Source organism: Pseudomonas sp. R4-39-08, assembly GCF_003852275.1.
Classification (GTDB): Bacteria; Pseudomonadota; Gammaproteobacteria; order Pseudomonadales; family Pseudomonadaceae; genus Aquipseudomonas.
This window is the reverse complement of the sequence record NZ_CP027733.1, coordinates 1,912,942-1,931,880: the sequence shown is the minus strand read 5'-3', so window position 1 is coordinate 1,931,880 and position 18,939 is coordinate 1,912,942. Positions and strand designations below refer to the sequence as shown.

Here is an 18,939-nt window from a genome sequence, read left to right as displayed (position 1 = left end):
GGATTATCCCTGCAGGATTGCATAACGGGGTCAGGCCCCGGGATTCTTGACGTAGCGCAGGACCACAAAACCAGCGACCAGAATCAGCGGTGCGATGGAGAGCATGCCCATGTAGGTAGAGCCGGACAGATCGTTGATTTTCCCCACCATCACCGGGGCAACCATACCGCTCAGTTGACCGATGGAGTTGATCGCCGCAGTCCCCGTGGCGATCGCCAGTCCCGAAAAGGTCGATTGCGGGATGGTCCAGAAAATCGGGATCGCAATAAAGGTACCCGCAGTAGCGAGTACGAGCGCTGCCATCATGGCCCAGGATGAATCCGAGAACAGGCAAGCCAACAGATAGCCGACGGCTGCCGCCAACAGGCACAGAACAAGGTAAGTCTTGCGCTCACCCGTACGATCGGAACGCCGGGTCAGCCATATCATGCCGATACAGGCCACGATGTAAGGCAGCGCCGAAAGCATCCCTATCCAGAATAGACTCTGTACACCGGACGACTTGATCAGGTGCGGCATCCAGAAGTTGAGGCCATAAGAAGCTGTCTTGATCACAAAGTAGATGAACGCCATGATCGCGACTTCCCGGGTCAGCAACACACGCCACAAGGACCCCAATACCGGCTTATCGTTGACTTTGTCATGCGCCAGGTTCGCCGCCAGCAGATCCTTCTCGCTACGGCTTAACCATTTGGCCGATTCGATGTCTCGGTCCAGCTTCCACAGCACTAGCAGGCCGAGCACCACACAGGGCAGTCCGGACATCAGGAACAGCCAGTGCCAGCCAGCCAGACCGAACACGCCGTCCATCGTGCCCAACAGGATTCCCGCCGCTGGCCCCCGACCGCGCCTGCCAAAGGGACAGCGAGGAACCAGAGGCCATTCATCTTCGCCAGGTGCTTCTTGGGAAACCAGCACGCCAGGTAAAACAGGATCGCCGGGCCAAAACCGGCTTCCATGACGCCGATCAGAAAACGCAGGAAGTACAGGGTGTATTGCGTGTAGGCGAACATTAACGCCGCCGTTGCCAGCCCCCAGGAGATCATGATCCGGCAGATCCAGGCAGGCGCGCCATAGCGCTTGAGCCCCAGGCTGCTGGGGACTTCAAATAGTACGTAGCCGAAAAAGAACATGCTCGCGGCCAGGCCGTACGCCGCGTCGGACAAACCCAATTCTTGCTGCATCTGGGTCTTGGCGAAGCTGATGTTGATCCGGTCAAAATAGGAAAAGAGAAAACAGATAATGGCCAGCGGCATGATTCGCCAGGCCACACGCCGGTAGAGCAGCAGTTCATTGATTTTTTCTGCGTTGCGCGCAAGCGCGATCTCGCCAGTCATGGCAACCATGATGTTTCTCCATTGTTGTAATTATTGGAGAGAGGCAAGGCTCTTGAGGAACCCTGCTCAGTGGGTTCAGCCGATCAGAATAAGTTTGGCCTTGTAAGCCTGACCTTTGACGACATAGTCCGCGGCATTTCGATGCATGCCGGCAATTGCTTCAGGTGTCAGTTCGCGCACGACTTTGGCAGGTGCGCCGAGAATAAGTGAGTTGTCCGGGAACACCTTGCCTTCGGTGACAACCGCCCCGGCGCCGACCAGGCAATTCCTGCCGATGACCGCGCCATTGAGCACAACAGCCTGAATCCCGATCAGCGCTCCGTCGCCGATGGTGCAACCGTGCAACATAGCCTGGTGGCCGATAGTGACGCCCTCGCCCACCGTCAGCGCAAATCCCGGGTCGGCGTGCAGCACCGCCCCCTCCTGCACATTGCTGTGCTGACCGATGTGAATCGGCTCGTTGTCACCCCGCAGAACAGCCTGCGGCCAGACACTGACGCCCTGCGCCAGCGTGACATTGCCGATGACGGTAGCGTCTTGCGCGATGAAAGTTTCGACGTGAATGACAGGAATAAGGGTGTCGTATTGATAAATAGCCATGGCAGTTGCTCCTCAAGGCTGAGCGTCGGTTTTCAGGACACCGGCGGCACACAGCTCGGCAATGTGTTCGTCGCTGTAGCCCAGTTCACGCATGACGTTGTGGGTGTGCTCGCCGATGCGTGGGATAGATCGACGGGGTTGCAGTCGCTCGCCATCCAGGGACAACGGCAGCAGTGGCATGGCGGTGAACGATCCGTCTTCAAGTTCAAGATTTGCCAGGCCACCGCTGTGCAGCAGATGAGGATCCTCGAACAGTTCCTCGGGCCGTCGAATCGGAGCAAACGGAATACTGTTGGCCTCAAGTTCCAGGGCCAGCGCTTGAGCGTCCATGCCGGCAAAGACTTCAGCCAAGTGAGCCAGCAGACGTGGCCGCTGCAACACGCGATCATTGTTGGTAGCAAGGGTCTGGTCGTCCAGCAACGCGGTCTGGCCGAGCAATTGACACAGGGCGGTCCACTGACCTTCACCCGTGGCGGCGACGAACATCTGCTCCCCATTGGCAAACTCGAATACATCGTAAATGGCCCATGCACTGATACGGTTTGGCATCGGTGCAGCCGCTTGGCCGGTCACGGCGTATTGCTGCATATGCTGAGCAGCGAGCAATACGCAGTTTTCGTAAAGCGCGCTTTGCACTTCACGACCGACGCCGGTGACGTGACGATCGTTGAGCGCAGCAAGCACACCGATAGCACCGAACATGCCGCCCATGATGTCGTTCACCGAACTGCCGGCACGCAGAGGCCTGCCTACCGGGCCGGTCATATAGGCCAGGCCTGCCATCATTTGCACAACTTCATCCAGGGCCAGGCGATTGTCGTAGGGGCCGTTGAGAAAGCCTTTGTGCGAGGCGTAGATAATGCGCGGGTTACGCGCTCGAATCGCCGCGTAACCAAAGCCGAGTTCGCTCATGCGGCCGGGCTTGAAGTTCTCGATGAATACGTCAGCGGTATCGATCAGCTCCAGTACCGCATCTCGTCCTTGTTGAGTGTTGACGTCGATGGCGATGCACTGTTTGTTGCGGTTGAACGTGCGAAAAAAACCGGCACCGGCGCCTAGCAGACGGCGTGTACCGTCGCCACGGATCGGTTCAATCTTGATCACCTCGGCACCGAGGTCACCCAGGATCATTCCGCAGGTCGGGCCCATCACCATGTGAGAAATTTCAACGACACGAATGCCGTCCAATGGAAGCCTGGACATTAGGGTTCTCCTTGATCTGGCAGGTTCAGACGCGACCGGCAACTGATGCGTAATTGAGTGGCAGGCCAGCTCGTGCAATGCAGCCATAGAGCGTCTCGTGCGGCAGTGCTTCGCTGAGCACATGTCGGGAAGCGATCAGGGCTGCCAGGTCGATGCCCGTCTCGTAGCCCATGCTTTGCAGCATGAACACCAAGTCTTCTGTAACCGTATTGCCGGATGCACCCGGTGCGAACGGACAACCGCCCAACCCGGCCAGTGACGAGTCGAGCTCGGTGATACCTTGCTGAACGGCGACCAGGCTATTGGCAAGCGCCAGGCCTCGAGTGTCGTGGAAGTGCGCGGCCCTGAGCTTGTCACCTGCGATGGCGCGAACCGCCTGCAAGGTGGTCGCCACCTGGCCGGGATTGGCGTAGCCCGTGGTGTCTCCCAGGGACACAAGATCGCATCCGGCTTGCAGCACATGCCCGGTCAACGCGCAGAGATCGCTCAATGGCACATCACCTTGGCGGGTACAGCCGAAGGCCACGGACATGCCGGCAATCACTTGAACGTTGTGCAAACCAAATTCAGTGCGCAGTTGGCACATTCGCGCCAGCTCTTCGACCATTTCCAACGGAGTACGGCGCACATTGGCCAGGCTGTGGGCTGCGCTGACGGACACGGGCGCAATGATACGGTGCGCGCCGGATTCTAGCGCGTCGCGACAGCCGCGCAGGTTAGGCGCCAGGACCGTTACAACCAGATCCGGAAAACTCAAGGCATGGGCGACGACTTCTTTGGCATCGGCCATCTGCGGCAACAGTTTGGCGGGAACAAAGGACGCGACCTCCATGTACCGCACACCTGCGGCATAGGCGGCATCAATCCATTGTCGTTTGGCGGATGTCGGCATAGTGGCTTGAAGGCTTTGCAAACCATCACGCATGCCGACTTCGTTGATTGTTATTGTTGTCATGAAAAAAGCTCTCACAGGCTGAAGCGCACCTTCAGATTAGAGAGCCAGGGAGTCAGCAAAAAGACGTCATTTACGCGGTGATCCATCGCCAACGGCGACGGATACAGTCAGGTGCGGGGCGCAAGCGATGTCGCTCGCAAAAGCAGATGGTCCAGCAATCGCCGGGCCGACAGCGAAAGTGCATCCCGGTCACGGACACAGATAACAAACTCACCCAATGCCCAATCGTCGGTCAGAGGGATAATCCGCAAGTCAAACAACCGCGCATACCGCTCCACTGCTTCCAGGGGGAATACGGCAAGTCCCAAGCCGAATTGCACCAGCCGAAAAGCTGCGTCAAATGACGACACATAGGAGCGAAACCGCAGCTCATGGCCCTCCTTCGTCGCTTCACTGCGCATGAAGTTATTCAACGTGGCGAAAGCCGACAGCCCCAGGTGATCAAAGGCCAGGGTCTCTGCGAACGCAATATGGGTACGACCGGCCAGGGCATGGTTCGCCCCTACGACGACCGCCAGGTGATCCCGACGATAGGGCAGAAATTCCAGATCGCCCACGGCCATTGATCGTCGACAAATACCTAAATCGGCATTGCCTTCGGCTACCCCGCGCACCACGTCGGGACTGAAACGCTCTTCGATGTCTGCCTGGATTCTTGGATGCTCGATCATGAAGTCCGACAGTTCTTCGGGCAGGAACTCCATGATTGATGAGATGTTTGCCAATACCCGTACATGTCCTCGGGCGCCTTCAGCGTATTCGCTAAGCTCGCTATCGAGCCGCTCCATGGCCCGCGTCAGGGACCGAGCGTGCCGAAGTAGCGCCAACCCCGCCGGCGTCGGTTCGACCCCGCGCTTGCTGCGGTTCAGCAGCGGCGTACCAAACCGCGCCTCAATATCGGAAATACGTTTACTGACCGCCGACGGCGCAATGAATGCCCGCTCGCTGGCGCGTGCAATCGTGCCCTCTTCACAGACCAGAATGAACAAGTGCAAGGATAAGTGATCCAGGTGCTGCATGACGCCCCTCCCGTTGTTCTAACGACGCAGCTTAACCGTCTTATTAAAACCCGTGGTTGGCGATGCAATTGCAGCGAAATTGTGCAGACGAAAAAAAGCCCGCTCAATGAGCGGGCTTCTTGTGGCGACCTGGCGTTCAGTGTTCCAGGTTACCGAATATGGCGCAGCGGACGGGACTCGAACCCGCGACCCCCGGCGTGACAGGCCGGTATTCTAACCGACTGAACTACCGCTGCGCGTAACACATGAAGCGAATGGTGGGTGATGACGGGATCGAACCGCCGACCCTCTGCTTGTAAGGCAGATGCTCTCCCAGCTGAGCTAATCACCCTTCGTTTCGGTGTGGGCGCATCATACATCAAAAAATCGTAATGTCTTGATTTAAATGCAGTTTATTTAAAAAAAGTTTACCGCACGACTTTTTGCCATATTTCGCACAATAAAAAGCCCGCTCAATGAGCGGGCTTCTTGTGGTGACCTGGCGTTCAGCGTTCCAGGTTACCGAATATGGCGCAGCGGACGGGACTCGAACCCGCGACCCCCGGCGTGACAGGCCGGTATTCTAACCGACTGAACTACCGCTGCGCGTAACACTTGAAGCGAATGGTGGGTGATGACGGGATCGAACCGCCGACCCTCTGCTTGTAAGGCAGATGCTCTCCCAGCTGAGCTAATCACCCTTCGTTTCGGTGTGGCGCGCATTCTACGGAGCGCCCCCAGGTCTGGCAAGCACTTTCTTAAATCTTTTTTTTCAGCCCTTCCAATGGCTTACGCAGGGTTGGCCTGGGGCGTGATCAAGAGAATAATGCCCCCCTTTGTATAGAGGAGAGACTCACCCCATGTGGTTCAAGAACCTGCTTATCTATCGCCTGACCCAAGATCTGCCCGTTGATGCCGAGGCGTTGGAAGCGGCCATGGCCACCAAACTGGCGCGCCCGTGCGCAAGCCAGGAGTTGACGACTTACGGTTTCGTCGCGCCTTTCGGTAAAGGTGAAGACGCGCCCCTGGTGCACGTCAGCGGCGACTTCCTGCTGATTGCCGCACGCAAGGAAGAACGCATCCTGCCGGGCAGCGTGGTGCGCGATGCGGTTAAAGAGAAGGTCGAGGAAATCGAGGCCGAGCAAATGCGCAAGGTCTATAAAAAGGAACGCGACCAGATCAAGGATGAAATCATCCAGGCGTTCCTGCCGCGCGCCTTTATTCGTCGCTCGTCGACCTTCGCCGCCATCGCGCCGAAACAGGGCCTGATCCTGGTGAACTCGGCCAGCCCGAAACGCGCCGAAGACTTGCTTTCTACCTTGCGCGAAGTGATCGGCACCCTGCCCGTTCGCCCACTGACCGTGAAAACCGCACCGACGGCGATCATGACCGACTGGGTCACCACCCAGAAACCCGCCGACGACTTCTTCGTGCTCGACGAATGCGAACTGCGCGACACCCACGAAGACGGCGGCATCGTGCGCTGCAAGCGCCAGGACCTGACCGGCGAAGAAATCCAGCTGCACCTGACCACCGGTAAAGTCGTGACCCAATTGTCCCTGGCCTGGCAGGACAAGCTGTCCTTCATGCTCGACGACAAAATGACCGTCAAGCGCCTGAAGTTCGAAGACCTGCTGCAGGACCAGGCCGAACAGGACGGCGGCGACGAAGCCCTGGGCCAACTGGATGCCAGCTTTACCCTGATGATGCTGACCTTCGGCGAGTTCCTGCCAGCGCTGATCGAAGCCCTGGGCGGTGAAGAGACGCCACAAGGCATCTAAGCCGTGTGAAGAGCGAAATGTGGGAGGGGGCTTGCTCCCGATGGCAGAGTGTCAGCCAAAGCACCTTTGACTGATCCACCGCCATCGGGGGCAAGCCCCCTCCCACATTCGACCGCATTTACAAATTTCTATAACAAGGACTAACCCATGCGCGCACTCGCCGCCCTGAGCCGATTCGTCGGCAATACCTTCGCCTACTGGGTGCTGATGTTCGCGGTGCTCGCCTTCCTCGAACCCGCGTGGTTCATCGGCCTGAAAAGCGCCATTGTGCCGTTGCTGGGCCTGGTGATGTTCGGCATGGGCCTGACCTTGAAACTTGAAGACTTCGCTGAGGTGGCCCGCCATCCCTGGCGCGTCGCCCTGGGCGTGGTCGCGCACTTTGTGATCATGCCAGGCGTGGCGTGGCTGTTGTGCCAGGTCTTTCACCTGCCGCCGGAAATTGCCGTCGGGGTGATTCTGGTCGGCTGCTGCCCAAGCGGCACTTCATCCAACGTGATGACTTGGCTGGCCCGTGGCGACCTGGCGCTGTCGGTAGCCATCGCCGCCGTCACCACCCTCCTCGCCCCGCTGCTCACGCCGGCGCTGATCTGGTTGCTGGCCTCGGCCTGGCTGCCGGTGTCGTTCATGGAGTTGTTCTGGTCGATCCTGCAAGTGGTGCTGCTGCCTATCGTGCTCGGGGTGGTCGCGCAGCGGCTGCTGGGGAGTCGGGTACGGCATGCGGTCGACGTGCTGCCGCTGGTCTCGGTGGTCAGCATCGTGATCATCGTCGCAGCGGTGGTTGCCGCCAGCCAGGCGAAGATTGCCGAGTCGGGCCTGTTGATCATGGCGGTGGTGATGCTGCACAACAGCTTCGGCTATTTGCTCGGTTATTTCACCGGGCGACTGTTCAAGCTGCCCTTGGCCCAACGCAAGTCACTGGCGCTGGAAGTGGGTATGCAAAACTCCGGGCTCGGCGCCGCGCTGGCCAGCGCGCACTTCTCGCCGCTGGCGGCGGTGCCCAGTGCGCTGTTCAGCGTCTGGCACAATATTTCCGGGGCGTTGCTCTCGACCTATTTTCGCCGCATGAGCGAGAAGGAAGACCGCCGCGCGCTGGAGAACACCCCGCGAACTTGATCGTGGGGTGCATGTTCGGCACTCTAAGCGCTTCGCGGGGACGACCCCGCGACGCCAACGAGCGTTGAATCCGGGGACGACCCCGCCTGAAGAAGCGAGGTCATCATGTCCTGGATCATTCTGTTTTTTGCCGGGTTATTCGAAGTCGGCTGGGCTGTCGGCCTGAAGTACACCGACGGTTTCAGCAAGCCCCTGCCCACCGCACTGACCATTGCCGCCATGGCCATCAGCCTTGGCCTGCTGGGGCTGGCCGTGAAGGAACTGCCGCTGGGCACCGCCTATGCGGTATGGACCGGCGTAGGTGCCGTGGGCACGGTGATCGCGGGGATTATCCTGTTTGGGGAATCCATGGCGCTGTTTCGGTTGGCCAGCGTGGCGTTGATCATTTGCGGGCTTATTGGCCTCAAGATCTCCACCTAGGCCACTACCGCCATCGGGGGCAAGCCCCCTCCCACATTTGAAATGCGTTCACAAATCAAAAAGTGGGAGGGGGCTCGCCCCCGATGAGGCCAGTACATCCAGCACAGAACTACCTGACACTCCCACGCAGAACACCGACCACAGCCTGCAACTGCGCAGGTGTCGCCTCCTCTACAGGAACAGGCGCCCCCGCCACCAACACCACCCGCGACCAGATCCGATGGAACAACCCCTTGTTCGGATCGCGACTGAAAAAACTCCCCCACAACCCCTGCAATGCCATCGGAATCACCGGCACCGGCGTCTCTTCCAGAATCCGCGTCACGCCGCCGCGAAACTCATTCATCTCGCCATCGCCGGTCAACTTGCCTTCCGGGAAGATGCACACCAGCTCACCGTCCTTCAAGTATTCGGCGATCCTCGTAAAGGCCTTTTCGTAGATCTGGATGTCTTCGTGACGCCCCGCAATCGGAATCGCCCCGGCGGTGCGGAAGATGAAGTTAAGCACCGGCAAGCGGTAGATCTTGTAGTACATGACAAACCGAATCGGCCGACGCACTGCGCCGCCAATCAGCAGCGCATCGACAAACGACACATGGTTGCAAACGAGCAAGGCCGCACCTTCATCCGGAATCTGCTCCAGGTTGCGGTGCTCGACGCGGTACATGGAATGGCTGAGCAGCCAGATCATGAAGCGCATGGTGAACTCGGGCACGATCCTGAAGATGTAGGTATTGACCGCGATGTTGAGCAGCGACACCACCAGGAACAACTCCGGGATCGACAGCTTGGCCACGCTCAGCAGCAGGATCGACACAATCGCCGACACCACCATGAACAGCGCATTGAGGATGTTGTTGGCCGCGATCACGCGTGCACGCTGGTTCTCGGCGGTGCGCGACTGGATCAGCGCGTACAGCGGCACGATGTAAAAGCCACCAAACACGCCCAGGCCGAGGATATCGAACAACACCCACCAGGCTTGGCCGTAGCCGAGCACTGCAAGCCAGTCGTTGGGCTGGACATTCTGCGCGAAGCCGCCGGAATGCCACCACAGCAGCAGGCCAAACACCGTCAGGCCGAACGAGCCGAACGGTACCAGGCCGATTTCCACCTTACGCCCGGAAAGCTTTTCACAGAGCATCGAGCCAAGGGCGATCCCCACCGAGAACACCGTGAGGATCAGGGTGACCACGGTTTCGTCGCCGTACAACCATTCCTTGGCGTAGGCCGGAATCTGCGTCAGGTAGATCGCGCCGACGAACCAGAACCATGAATTGCCGACGATCGAGCGCGACACCGCCGGGGTCTGTCCCAGGCCCATGCGCAGCGTGGCCCAGGACTGGGTGAAGATGTTCCAGTCCAGGTGCAATTGCGGCGTAGAAGCCGCCGCCCGTGGAATGCTGCGGCTGGCGAGGTACCCCAGCAGCGCCACGCCGACAATCGCCACGGCCACCACCGGCGCGTAATGGGTGGACGACATCATGATGCCCGCGCCGATGGTGCCGGCGAGGATCGCCAGGAACGTGCCCATTTCCACCAGGCCGTTGCCGCCGACCAGCTCATCGTCGTGCAGCGCCTGGGGCATGATCGAATATTTCACCGGGCCGAACAGCGCCGAGTGGGTGCCCATGGCGAACAGCGCCAGCAGCATCAATTCCAAGTGATCGAACAGAAAGCCGGTGGCCCCCACCGCCATGATCACGATCTCACCAAGCTTGATCGCGCGGATCAACGCGTCCTTGTTGAATTTCTCGCCAAACTGCCCGGCCAGCGCCGAGAACAGGAAGAACGGCAGGATGAACAGCAAGGCGCACAGGTTGACCCAGATGGAACGGTCACCGTCGAGGGTGAGCTTGTATAGAATCGCCAGGATCAGCGATTGCTTGAAGATGTTGTCGTTGAAGGCACCCAGGAGCTGGGTGATGAAAAACGGCAGGAATCGCCGCGTGCGCAGCAAGGTGAATTGTGAGGGGTGGCTCATCGTCCGTGTTCCTGCGTGGCCTGTTATTGATCAGGCCACGACTTTACCTAATCCCGCTTACTTATTCGCTAGCCCTGCAATGCAAGGTGAAACAAAAAGCTCGCCTTTATAGGCACCCTGCACCGTGCGCGTGGCCACGATCAGCCACATCAGCGCCAGGGCCACCACCAGCCCGCTGCCCAATACGCTGAAGAACCCCAGGTGCAGCAGGCTTGCAAGCTTGAGCGTGGCCAGCGCGTAAACCCCCAGCGGGAAGGTAAAGCCCCACCAGCCGAGGTTGAACGGAATACCGGCGCGCAGGTAACGCAGGGTGATCAACACCGCCAGCAACATCCACCACAAGCCGAAACCCCACAGGGTGATGCCCGCCACCAGGCCGAGCCCGTTGGCCATCTCGCCGACACCCGGCAGGCCATTGGCGGCAAAGATCGCGGGCGCATCGCCGCCGAGCAGCAACATGCCCAGGGCTCCGGTGCCGATGGGCCCCAGCGCCAGCCAGCTCGAGGCCGCCATGTTGGCGTGGGGCAGTTTGTGCAGGGCCATGCGCAGCATCAGGATGGTCAGGATGCTGAAGGCCACCGGCAGGGAGAACGCCCAGAGTACGTAGCTGGTCACCAGCATCACCAGTTGCCCATGGACATCCGCCAGGTGCGGTGCCAGCAGGCCACCGCTGGCGGCGGCGACCTCGGCGGCCACCACCGGGAGCAGCCACACTGCGGTCATCTGGTCGATGCTGTGCTCCTGGCGGGTGAACATCATGAATGGAATCAACACGCCGCAGGCCAACGCCATCGCCACATCCAGCCACCACAGGGCTTCGGCCAGGGGGATCACAGCGTTGCCCCAGCGTGGCAGGCCAAACAGCAGCAAACCATTGAGCAGGGTCGCCAGCCCCATGGGGATGGTGCCGAAAAACATCGAGACCGTGGAGTGCGCGAAAATCCGCCGCGCCTCGTGGAAAAACATCACCCAGCGTGCGGCATACAGCGCGCTGAACAGGATGAACAGGCCGATGGTAAACATCCACAGCCCTTCGGCGACGGCATACACGCCGGGCAGTGCCACCGGCAGTTGCGCCAGGGCCAGCGCCAGCACGCCGGTGCCCATGGTCGCGGCGAACCAGTTCGGGGTGAACTGGCGAATCACTTCCCGGGGACGGGCCAGGTGACTGAAGGGTTTATAGCTGATGGGGGTCAAGCAGGTCATGATGGCAATCCTCTTCCTCGCATGAGGTTGAGGCCATCATAGAAGCGGATCGAATATCTATATAACGGGTAATATCTCTATATATTAACTGTTATGCAGATATAGCGGGCGCTGCGAGAGCATTCCGGCCAAAGCCCCCAAGGCCAGCAGGATCAGGAGCGCGCCGTACGCATCAGTAGTGGCGATCAAACCAAACTCCCGGCTCAAGTTACCGGCCAGCAGCGCCGGCAAGCAGAACGCCAGGTAACTCAATACGTAGAACGCCGACATCAACCCCGCGCGCTCATGGGGCAATGCCAACCCCACGATACTGCGCACACTGCCCATGAACCCGCCGCCAAAACCCAGGCCGGCCACCACACTGGCGACAAAGAACAACCACAGGCTGGTGCTTTGCACAGCCGTCAGCAACAGTGCCACGCCCGCCGCCAGCAACATCGCAGACAGGCGCATAACCTTATCTGCCGGGTGCTCGCGCAGGCTGTAGATCATCACTGCGCCACTCAAGGTAATCACGGCCACCAGTCCGCCGCCGACCAGGTGCGAAGTCGAACCCGTTGCTGCCCGCACCAGGGACGGCGCCAGGGATGAATAGAACCCACCCAGCGCCCATACCGCCACATTCAACGGCATCGCCAAGCCCAGGGCCCGGCGCGCCTGCTTCGGCACATGCAGCGTCGGCGCCAGGGATTTCAAGGCTCCCGGTATGCGGCTGACGGTTTCCGACAAGCGCCAGACATACAGCGCCTGAAGCACCATCAATCCGAGCAGGGTGAAGTAGATCAACTGGGTCGGCCAGGGCGCATATTCCACCAGCAAACCGCTGCCCAAACCGCCACTGGCCATCCCCAGCATCGGCGCGAGGCTATTGAGCATCGGCCCGCGCAGGCGATCGGTGTCGAGCAGCGTCGCACTCAATACTGCCGTCGCCGTCCCCGTGGCAAAGCCTTGCAGCCCCCGCGCGGCAATCAGGCAGGCGGTACTGTCGGCGTTGATAAACAACAGCATCGCCACGATATTCAGGAGCAGCGCGACGAAAATCACCGGCTTGCGCCCGATGTAATCCGACAGCGAACCCACCGTCAGCAGCGCCGCCAGCAGACTCACGGCATACACGCCGAAGATCAGCGTCAGCATCGCTGCCGAGAAATGCAGATTGTCCTGATACACCTGGTACAACGGCGTCGGCGCGCTGGAGGCGGCGAGAAAGGTCAGTACCGTGATCACCAGAAATGTCAGGCTGGACCGTTGAGACAGGTTGCTGGGCATAGGCACGCTCCGCTAAAGCTAATATTTTGCTTTTGTGGAGTGTGCTACCCGTCGGCGCTTAAAGCAAATTCTTTGTGTTAAGGTTTTACCCATGGCGATCAAAGAAGGCCTTCGCCCGGGGGGCCGTAGTGCCCGGGTACAAGAATCGGTGCATTCGGCCGTCCGCGAACTGCTGGAAACCCATGAGCGCGCCAGCGTCACCGTGCCGATGATTGCGGCACGCGCGGGCGTCACACCCTCGACCATCTACCGACGCTGGGGTGACCTCTCTGCGCTGCTGGCCGACGTGGCCCTGGCGCGCATGCGCCCGGACAGCGAGCCGGCCACTACCGGCAGCCTGCGCGGCGACCTGCAAGCCTGGGCGGAGCAGTATCTGGATGAAATGAGTTCGGAGCCTGGGCGCCACATGATGCGCGACGTCCAGTGCAGCGTGACGCCGGGGTATTGCGTGAGCATTCTGAGCGGGCAGTTGCAGGTGATCGTTGACCGTTACCCGGACCAGCCAGCCCCCAGCGTGGATCGTTTGATCAATCTGCTCGCGGCACCCACGGTGTTTAGAATTCTGTTTTCGACCCAGCCGCTGGCGGTTGAAGAGCTGCATACGCTGATCGACTTGGCGCTGAAAACCTAAAGCCTTATACAAAACCAAATGTGGGAGGGGGCTTGCTCCCGATAGCGTTGGGTCAGTCAGTACAGAGATGACTGACAGACCGCTATCGGGAGCAAGCCCCCTCCCACATTTTCTTACCGCGTATCGTCAGTGGTTACGTACGCATCCCACGCCCGCTTACCAGCAACCGCGCACAACCGATATACAAGACGATGGTGGCGACAACCATGAACGTGATCGCCACGCTGATCTTGATATCCGACACGCCCAGGATGCCGTAGCGGAAAGCGTTGACCATGTGCAGCACCGGGTTGGCCAGGGACACGGTCTGCCAGAACGGCGGCAGCAGCGTGATGGAGTAGAACACCCCGCCCAGGTAGGTCAGCGGCGTCAGCACGAACGTCGGAATGATCGAGATATCATCGAAATTGCGCGCGAACACTGCGTTGATAAACCCCAGCAGCGAGAAAATCGTCGCCGTGAGTACCACGACCAGAATGGTGACCCCCAGGTGATGCACTTGCAGGTGGGTGAAGAACAACGACAGCAGGGTCACGATCACCCCCACCATCAAGCCGCGCAGCACGCCGCCCAAGGTGTAGCCGATCAGGATGGTGTGCGGCGACACCGGTGACACCATCAGCTCTTCGATAGAACGCTGAAACTTGCTGCCAAAGAAACTCGACACCACGTTGCCGTAGGAGTTGGTGATCACCGACATCATGATCAGGCCCGGCACGATGTACTCCATATAGGTGAAGCCACCCATGTCACCGATCTGCCGGCCGATCAGGTTACCGAAGATCACGAAGTACAGGACCATGGTGATCGCCGGCGGCAGCAAGGTCTGCGGCCAGATCCGGGTAAAGCGCTTCACTTCGCGGTAGACGATGGTCTGCAGCGCGACGAGGTTGGGTTGCAGTTCGGAACTCATACCGCCACCTTCGCCAGATTTTTCTCCACCAGGGACACGAACAACTCCTCAAGGCGATTGGTTTTGTTACGCAGGCTCAACACTTCGATGTTCTGGGCCGCCAGTTGGCTGAACAGCGCCGTGATGCCCATGGCTTTGTCCACTTGCACTTCCAGCGTGTGACTGTCCACCAGGCGGCTCGGGTAGCCCAACAGATTCGGCGGCGCCGACAGGTTGTTTTTCAGGTCGAGCAGGAAAGTTTCCACATGCAACTGGCCCAGCAGATTACGCATGCTGGTGTTCTCGACAATGGTGCCGTGGTCGATGATGCCGATGTTGCGGCACAACTGCTCGGCCTCTTCCAGATAGTGGGTCGTGAGGATGATGGTGATGCCCTTCTCGTTCAGCTCGGTGAGAAAGGTCCACATCGAACGACGCAACTCGATGTCCACGCCAGCGGTGGGCTCGTCGAGGATCAGCAGGCGCGGTTCATGCACCAGTGCGCGGGCAATCATCAGGCGCCGCTTCATGCCGCCGGACAACGAGCGCGAAGGCACATCGCGCTTGTCCCACAGGCCCAGTTGGGTCAGGTACTGCTCGGCGCGTTCCTTGGCGATTTTCGGCGGGATGCCGTAGTAACCGGCCTGGGTCACGACAATGTCGAAGGTCTTTTCGAACTGGTTGAAGTTGAATTCCTGAGGCACCACGCCGATGGAACGCTTGAGCGCCGCCGGGGATTTGTCCAGGTCATGGCCGAAGATATTCACCGTGCCGCTGGTCTTGTTGACCAGGGTGGAGAGGATACCGATGGTGGTGGATTTGCCGGCACCGTTGGGGCCGAGCAAGGCGAAGAAATCACCTTCGGCGACGTCCAGATCGATACCACTCAGGGCCTGGAAACCGTTGCCGTAGGTTTTGGTTAGCTGCCGGATGGACAGAGCGGAACTCATATCGGATTACGCACCAAGGAAAAGAATAGAAACAATAGATGAGGGCACAGCGCAGGTAGTTCAACCTGCGATGTGTTCCAGCATGGTGCGTGCCCGCGCCGCACAAGTACAGTCACCCTTGTTAATAGTGTGTATCAGGTCAACGCGGTCATCACTGCCTTGCGGTAGGCCGGACGTAGCTTCAGGCGCTGGTACCACGCCTCCAGGTTGGGCATTGCCGGGCGTTCGATGGGCATCTCGAACCAGGCATAAATAAAGCAGCCCAGGGGAATATCACCGATGCCGAAGGCTTTGCCGGAAAGGTAGGGTTGCTCGGCAAGAGCCTGGTCGACCGTTTTGAGTGCATCGATGCAGGCTTGGCGCCCGGCATTGATGCTGTCCCAGTTCTGTTTTTCCGGCGGTGTGCGCACGATGCCCCAGAACACGGCCTTGAAGGGATCGGCGAGCGTGGACGTGGTCCAGTCCATCCACTTTTCGGCGCTGGCCCGGATTTGCAGGTCACTTGGGTAAAAGTCCGACGCGTGCTTGGCGCACAAGTAACGCACGATGGTGTTGGATTCCCACAGTACGAAGTCGCCGTCTTCGATCATCGGCACCCGGCCATTGGGGTTCAAGGCTCGGTATTGCGGCGTGTCGACCACACCAAAAGCGCCGCCCGCATCAATCGCCTCATAGTCCAGGCCGAGTTCCTCGGCGCACCAGAGTGCCTTCCTGACATTTGATGAGTTTTTACGACCCCAGATTTTCAGCATGACCGCGCCTTATCGTTGGTGAACATGGCTTGATGAACGTTGCAGCATACGCCGGTTCACACGCGCCTTGAATCACTCTGCCCGCCGCCCGGCAAGCCTGGGTGTTCAAGGTGCAGGGGTTGCCGCGCACCGCCTCATGCACGGCGCCGTCGCGATTGACTGCCTGGTCATATAAATCCGCGCGGGTTCCGCGATGTTTCCCGGCGAACTCCACCCCTGCAGGGTGGTCACTATCGATGAAGCGGCTGGGACTCAGGTATCCCCAGTACAACTTGTAACACCCTGATCACCCCGCTTGGCCGGACGCCGTCTAAGCTCCCTGGTGGTTTCGCCCCTGGTTTCACGGAGGATTGAATATGCTGTTGTTGTGGATACTGGTTCTGGTGGTCGGCATTGCCTACCTGGCACACCGCCGCACCGCGCCCCTGCCCGCTTTGGGTGTGGTCGCCGTTTACCTGTTGGCGATGGGCGCCTGGAGCCATGCACCGGGTTGGCTGCTGCTGATTTTCTGGGTGCTGATCGCGATCGTGGCCGTGCCCCTGCTGCTGCCCGACCTGCGCCGCCAATACTTTACCAAGCCGTTGTTCAGCTGGTTCCAGAAAGTCCTGCCGCCGATGTCCGAAACCGAGCGCGATGCCATCGACGCGGGCACGGTGTGGTGGGACGGCGAACTGTTCAGCGGGCGGCCCGACTGGGACAAATTGCTGGCCTACCCCAAGGTGCAATTGACCGAGGAAGAACAGGCCTTCATCGACGGCCCCACCGAAGAACTCTGCGCCATGGTCAGTGATTGGGAAATCGGCCAGGCCATGGACCTGCCCCCCGCTGCCTGGGAGCACATCAAGACCCATGGTTTCTTCGCCCTGATCATCCCCAAGGAATACGGCGGCAAGGGCTTCTCAGCCTATGCCCACTCCCAGGTCGCGATGAAACTGGCCACCCGCAGCGGCGACCTGGCTTCCACCGTCATGGTGCCCAATTCCCTGGGCCCTGCCGAATTGCTGCTGCACTACGGCACCGACGAGCAACGCAACCACTATCTGCCGCGCCTGGCGCGTGGCGACGATATTCCGTGTTTCGCCCTGACCGGCCCGCTGGCCGGCTCCGATGCCGGCGCCATGCCCGACACCGGCGTCATCTGCAAAGGCGAGTGGCAAGGCAAGGAAACTCTCGGCCTGCGCCTGAACTGGGAGAAGCGCTACATCACCCTCGGCCCGGTCGCGACCTTGCTCGGCCTGGCGTTCAAGGCCCATGACCCGGACCATCTGCTGGGCGAGGAGGAAGACCTGGGCATCAGTCTCGCGTTGATTCCCACCGAGACCCCCGGTGTCGAAATCGGCCGCCGCCACCTGCCCCTGGGCGCCGCCTTCATGAATGGCCCCAACTCGGGCAAGGACGTCTTCATTCCGCTCGAATTCCTCATCGGCGGCCAGGAGATGCTCGGCAAGGGCTGGATGATGCTGATGAACTGCCTGTCCGTAGGCCGTTCGATTTCCCTGCCTGCGGTAGGCACCGGCGCCGCCAAGTTCACCAGCCTGGTGACCGGCCAATACGCGCAGGTACGTGAACAGTTCAACGTGCCGCTGTCGGCCTTCGAAGGTATCCAGGAAGCCCTGGCGCGCATCGGTGGCAACGCCTGGCTGATGGACAGCGCCCGCATGCTCACCGCCAATGCCGTGGACATGGGCGAGAAGCCCTCGGTGCTGTCGGCGATCCTCAAGTACCACCTTACCGAACGCGGCCGCGAGTGCATCAGCCACGCCATGGACGTGCATGGCGGCAAGGGCATCATCATGGGCCCGAACAACTACCTGGGCCGTAGCTGGCAAGGGGCGCCGATTTTCATCACCGTGGAAGGCGCGAATATCCTTTCGCGTAACCTGATGATCTTCGGCCAGGGTGCGATTCGCTGCCATCCGTTCGTGCTCAAGGAAATGGCCCTGGCCGGTCGTGAAGACCATGACCAGGCATTGAAGGAGTTCGATGGCCTGCTGATGCAACACATCGGATTCGCCGTGAGCAACGCCGCCAGTACCCTGGTGCTGAACCTGGGCATCGGTCACTTCGAAAAAGCCCCGGGCAACCGTTTGAGCCAGGGTTATTTCCGTGCGCTCAACCGTCAGGCCGCGGCGTTTGCCCTGCTTGCAGACCTGAGCATGATGCTGCTGGGCGGCGAATTGAAACGCCGTGAACGGCTGTCGGCGCGCCTGGGTGATGTGCTGAGCCACATGTACCTGGCGTCGGCGGCGCTCAAGCGTTACCACGACCTGGATTCGCCGGATCACCTGGAACCGCTGTTCGCCTGGGCCATGGAAGAAAGCCTTGGCCAGTCCGAGCGCGCACTGGATGAATTGCTGAGCAACTTCCCGAATAAGATCCTCGGTTGCCTGTTGCGGGTGATCGTGTTCCCGTTCGGACGCCGGCATACCGGGCCGTCCGATGCCCTGGATGCCGAGGTTGCCGCCGTGATCGGCCGTGCCAAGGGCGACCCGACCCTGGAAGAGCTGCTGGCTGGCTGCTATCGCCCACAATCGGCGCAAGACCCAGTGGGCGCACTGCAACATGCCTATGACCTGCTCGGTGCCAGCCATCCGCTGCAGAAAAAACTGCACGCCGCGCTCAAGAGCGGGCAAGTCAAACCGACTGCCGGCGAGCATGCCGTCGACGCCGCGCTGCACGCTGGCGTGCTGCAACCCGCCGAAGCGCAAACCCTGCGTGACGCCGAAGCGGCTCGCCGCAAGGTGATCGATGTGGATGATTTCAGCAAGGAAGAGCTGCTGCAGGCTGAAGGTAAAGTCCGCTGATACCAGCGGTCATATAAAAACGGGCGCGAGAGGCCTATACTCTC

At 60.1% G+C, this 18,939-nt stretch carries 17 protein-coding genes, 4 tRNA genes and 1 pseudogene; 5 read left to right on the top strand and 17 right to left on the bottom strand.

What is annotated here, in order from left to right; translation table 11 throughout:
• Window positions 1-30 precede the first annotated feature (30 nt).
• The 10 genes from C4J88_RS27660 to C4J88_RS08855 all read right to left on the bottom strand — a co-directional run bounded on the left by C4J88_RS27660 (window position 31) and on the right by C4J88_RS08855 (window position 5,794).
• Window positions 31-810 carry an MFS transporter gene (locus C4J88_RS27660; RefSeq protein WP_256659128.1) on the bottom strand — a complete coding sequence of 260 codons (780 nt, stop codon included), beginning with the start codon at window positions 808-810 and terminating at the stop codon, window positions 31-33.
• Window positions 765-1,346: an MFS transporter gene (locus tag C4J88_RS27655; RefSeq protein WP_256659102.1), complete on the bottom strand. Its 582-nt coding sequence runs from the start codon at window positions 1,344-1,346 to the stop codon at window positions 765-767. The genes C4J88_RS27660 and C4J88_RS27655 overlap by 46 nt, the downstream gene beginning before the upstream one ends.
• 66 nt (window positions 1,347-1,412) lie before the next feature.
• The gene (locus C4J88_RS08890; RefSeq protein WP_124406756.1) at window positions 1,413-1,937 is read right to left on the bottom strand and encodes a gamma carbonic anhydrase family protein; all 525 of its coding nucleotides are present in this window, start codon (window positions 1,935-1,937) and stop codon (window positions 1,413-1,415) included.
• Between the two features lie 12 nt (window positions 1,938-1,949).
• A complete protein-coding gene (locus C4J88_RS08885) occupies window positions 1,950-3,140 on the bottom strand; it encodes a CaiB/BaiF CoA-transferase family protein (protein WP_124406755.1) in 1,191 nt (396 codons plus the stop codon).
• A gap of 25 nt (window positions 3,141-3,165) precedes the next feature.
• Entirely contained in the window at window positions 3,166-4,095 is a 930-nt protein-coding gene (locus C4J88_RS08880; protein ID WP_124406754.1) for a hydroxymethylglutaryl-CoA lyase, read from the bottom strand.
• 107 nt (window positions 4,096-4,202) lie between these two features.
• Window positions 4,203-5,114 (bottom strand): LysR family transcriptional regulator, encoded by a 912-nt coding sequence (locus C4J88_RS08875; protein WP_124406753.1) that lies wholly within the window; start codon window positions 5,112-5,114, stop codon window positions 4,203-4,205.
• Window positions 5,115-5,273: 159 nt separating this feature from the next.
• Window positions 5,274-5,350: transfer RNA gene (locus C4J88_RS08870), tRNA-Asp, on the bottom strand.
• 19 nt (window positions 5,351-5,369) lie between these two features.
• Window positions 5,370-5,445, bottom strand: a tRNA-Val gene (locus C4J88_RS08865).
• Window positions 5,446-5,622: 177 nt separating this feature from the next.
• Window positions 5,623-5,699: transfer RNA gene (locus C4J88_RS08860), tRNA-Asp, on the bottom strand.
• A 19-nt stretch (window positions 5,700-5,718) separates the two neighbouring features.
• Window positions 5,719-5,794 (bottom strand) — tRNA-Val (locus C4J88_RS08855).
• A gap of 159 nt (window positions 5,795-5,953) precedes the next feature.
• Here C4J88_RS08855 and rdgC point away from each other — a divergent pair.
• The 3 genes from rdgC (at window position 5,954) to sugE (ending at window position 8,407) form a co-directional block, all read left to right on the top strand.
• Window positions 5,954-6,874 (top strand): recombination-associated protein RdgC, encoded by a 921-nt coding sequence (gene rdgC / locus C4J88_RS08850; RefSeq protein ID WP_124357762.1) that lies wholly within the window; start codon window positions 5,954-5,956, stop codon window positions 6,872-6,874.
• Between the two features lie 147 nt (window positions 6,875-7,021).
• Window positions 7,022-7,987 carry a bile acid:sodium symporter family protein gene (locus tag C4J88_RS08845; protein WP_124406752.1) on the top strand — a complete coding sequence of 322 codons (966 nt, stop codon included), beginning with the start codon at window positions 7,022-7,024 and terminating at the stop codon, window positions 7,985-7,987.
• Between the two features lie 105 nt (window positions 7,988-8,092).
• Complete coding sequence (gene sugE, locus C4J88_RS08840; protein WP_124406751.1) at window positions 8,093-8,407, top strand: quaternary ammonium compound efflux SMR transporter SugE; 315 nt, start codon at window positions 8,093-8,095, stop codon at window positions 8,405-8,407.
• Window positions 8,408-8,516: 109 nt separating this feature from the next.
• Here sugE and C4J88_RS08835 read toward each other — a convergent pair whose 3' ends face one another.
• From C4J88_RS08835 to C4J88_RS08825, 3 genes are all read right to left on the bottom strand, one after another.
• Complete coding sequence (locus C4J88_RS08835; RefSeq protein ID WP_124406750.1) at window positions 8,517-10,391, bottom strand: MFS transporter; 1,875 nt, start codon at window positions 10,389-10,391, stop codon at window positions 8,517-8,519.
• A gap of 57 nt (window positions 10,392-10,448) precedes the next feature.
• Window positions 10,449-11,597 (bottom strand): TDT family transporter, encoded by a 1,149-nt coding sequence (locus C4J88_RS08830; RefSeq protein WP_124406749.1) that lies wholly within the window; start codon window positions 11,595-11,597, stop codon window positions 10,449-10,451.
• 84 nt (window positions 11,598-11,681) lie between these two features.
• The gene (locus C4J88_RS08825) at window positions 11,682-12,866 is read right to left on the bottom strand and encodes an MFS transporter (RefSeq protein ID WP_124406748.1); all 1,185 of its coding nucleotides are present in this window, start codon (window positions 12,864-12,866) and stop codon (window positions 11,682-11,684) included.
• Window positions 12,867-12,957: 91 nt separating this feature from the next.
• Here C4J88_RS08825 and C4J88_RS08820 point away from each other — a divergent pair, with 91 nt between their 5' ends.
• Window positions 12,958-13,497: a TetR/AcrR family transcriptional regulator gene (locus tag C4J88_RS08820; RefSeq protein ID WP_124406747.1), complete on the top strand. Its 540-nt coding sequence runs from the start codon at window positions 12,958-12,960 to the stop codon at window positions 13,495-13,497.
• 133 nt (window positions 13,498-13,630) lie between these two features.
• Here the strand turns inward: C4J88_RS08820 and C4J88_RS08815 are convergent, their stop codons facing one another.
• The 4 genes and pseudogenes from C4J88_RS08815 to C4J88_RS27650 all read right to left on the bottom strand — a co-directional run.
• Window positions 13,631-14,410, bottom strand: a complete 780-nt coding sequence (locus tag C4J88_RS08815; protein ID WP_124370200.1) for an ABC transporter permease — start codon at window positions 14,408-14,410, stop codon at window positions 13,631-13,633.
• Window positions 14,407-15,339 (bottom strand): ABC transporter ATP-binding protein, encoded by a 933-nt coding sequence (locus tag C4J88_RS08810; RefSeq protein WP_124362020.1) that lies wholly within the window; start codon window positions 15,337-15,339, stop codon window positions 14,407-14,409. The genes C4J88_RS08815 and C4J88_RS08810 overlap by 4 nt, the downstream gene beginning before the upstream one ends.
• 134 nt (window positions 15,340-15,473) lie before the next feature.
• Complete coding sequence (locus C4J88_RS08805) at window positions 15,474-16,091, bottom strand: glutathione S-transferase family protein (RefSeq protein WP_124403585.1); 618 nt, start codon at window positions 16,089-16,091, stop codon at window positions 15,474-15,476.
• A 108-nt stretch (window positions 16,092-16,199) separates the two neighbouring features.
• A pseudogene (locus C4J88_RS27650) lies at window positions 16,200-16,362 on the bottom strand (cysteine protease); the annotation flags it as partial.
• A gap of 85 nt (window positions 16,363-16,447) precedes the next feature.
• Between C4J88_RS27650 and C4J88_RS08795 the strand changes: the two are divergent.
• The gene (locus C4J88_RS08795; protein ID WP_124406746.1) at window positions 16,448-18,895 is read left to right on the top strand and encodes an acyl-CoA dehydrogenase; all 2,448 of its coding nucleotides are present in this window, start codon (window positions 16,448-16,450) and stop codon (window positions 18,893-18,895) included.
• Window positions 18,896-18,939 lie beyond the last annotated feature (44 nt).